Raw genomic sequence first — 1,904 nt, 5'->3', positions numbered from 1 at the left:
GGCCTGGTCGCGCAGAAAATCAGCCAGCGTCGTCCGCGGATCGACCGTGGTCTTCAACCTCTCGCCATTGATGGTTAGTTCGATGGCTTGCATCAGATGCTCTCCGGTTCGATAGCTTCGACGCCGAAGCTCATCTGCACGGACCGCAGCAGGCATGTGCGCGATTGCCAAATCCGGACGTCGGTCAGTTCGCGACCGGTCGCACTGAGGTCGGCATCCATCGCCTCCGTTAGTACTTTCGCCTGCGCCGCCTGCCAGCCCCGCAGACTCCCAATCACTTGCTCGGTGTGCGGCAGCCGAATCGGCGCACCGTCGGTAGCACCAAGGAACGCGCGCGATGCCTTCGGCGCGCGGATCACCATGGCCATGGCATGGGCGAATTCTCCGGTCTTGCGGCAGATCTTGTAGGTGCCCCACTTCGCGTCCGGGTCGAGGCGCGGAATCCGGATGCCGGTGAGCAGATCGGACACGCCGAGCTGCGTGGTATACGCGGCGACAATGAACTCTTCGGCGGGAGAGCTGCCGGGCCCGTCGGGCCCCTGCCATTCGATCGTGGCACCCAGCGCCGCCGTGGTTGTCACCCAGTCGGCCGACGGATCGGCGAGCGCCAGGCTGCCGCCGATGGTGCCGCGGTTGCGGACGGCCTGATAGGCAATGGCTGCAGCCACTTTCTGCATCAGGCCATTGGAAGGATCGGCGATCTCGCCGAGCTGAATCTGTTCGTGCGTGATGCACGCGCCGATTCGGACTTCCTTGCTGTCGGCCGACCAAGCCTTCAAAGTTGGCACCGCGCTGATATCGACGAGCCGCTCCGCCGCGACCATTCGCAGGTTCAGCATCGGCACCAGCGACTGGCCGCCCGCCAGCACCTTCGCATCCATGCCGCCTTCGAGCAGCAGATCGACCGCCTGCGGCACCGAGTCGGCGCGGAAATATGCAAGGGCTCCGGGCTTCATGCCCCCACCTTTCCTGCGTCGGCGTCGATTAGTGCGCGGATGATTCGATCCGGCGTCATCGGCGTTTCATTGACCGAGGCGCCGAGCCGCCGTAGCGCGTCGTTGACGGCATTGCAGATCGACGCCGGCGGCGGAATGGCGCCGCCTTCACCCATGCCCTTGATGCCGTAACGCGTGATCGGCGACGGCAGCGAAAAGTGCTCGATTTTCGTCTTCGGCATTTCCGAAGCGCCGGGTACCAAGTAGTCCATGAAGGTGGATGCCAGCGGCTGCCCGTCGGAATTGTACGGCATCTCCTCGTACAGCGCAGTCCCGATGCCTTGCGCGAGCCCGCCCATCATCTGCCCGTCAACGATCATGGGATTAACGATGGTGCCGCAATCGTGAGCAATAACGTAGTCGAGAATTTTGACGAGGCCGGTGCCCTTGTCGACGGCGACCAGCGCTGCGTGGGTACCATAGGACCAGGCGCCAGTGTCCTTCGACGTCCGGTACGATGCGATCACCGACAGACCGGGATCGACGCCGTCCGGGAGGCGCTCAGGCCGCAGAAAGGCGGCCACCGCGACTTCGGTCAGTGAAATCTTGGCGCCGCCAGGCGCGTTGACGACGACAAAACCGCCTTCGAGGCGAACGGCATCGATCGACACCTGCAGCAGATGCGCGCCGATCTTGCTGATCTTTTCGGCCAGCAGGGCGCTCGCGCACCCAACCGCTCCGCCGGACATCACCATCGAACGCGACGCGAACGTACCCATGCCGTAGGGCGCGAGGCTGGTATCGCCGTGGCGCACCACGACATGCGCGGGATCGATACCGAGTTCTTCACTGGCGACCTGGGCGAGCGTCGTCTCCAACCCCTGGCCGTGATTCTGGATCGGCACGTCGATGATGAGCATGCCGTCAGGCGTCATCTGCAATGCCGCCTGTTCGTAGCCGAACACCACA

At 64.1% G+C, this 1,904-nt stretch carries 2 protein-coding genes; both read right to left on the bottom strand.

The genetic code is table 11. The annotated features are described in order from the left end of the window. Positions 1-92: 92 nt before the first annotated feature. Positions 93-956 (bottom strand): FAD binding domain-containing protein, encoded by an 864-nt coding sequence (locus VGP39_RS05130; RefSeq protein WP_327567028.1) that lies wholly within the window; start codon positions 954-956, stop codon positions 93-95. Beyond that, a partial coding sequence (locus VGP39_RS05125) for a xanthine dehydrogenase family protein molybdopterin-binding subunit (protein WP_327567027.1) occupies positions 953-1,904 on the bottom strand: 952 nt, incomplete at its 5' end. The genes VGP39_RS05130 and VGP39_RS05125, both read right to left, overlap by 4 nt.

This window comes from Bradyrhizobium sp., from assembly GCF_036009065.1.
Classification (GTDB): Bacteria; Pseudomonadota; Alphaproteobacteria; order Rhizobiales; family Xanthobacteraceae; genus Bradyrhizobium.
The sequence above is the reverse complement of the archived record's forward strand: the minus strand, read 5'-3'. Positions and strand labels throughout refer to the sequence as shown.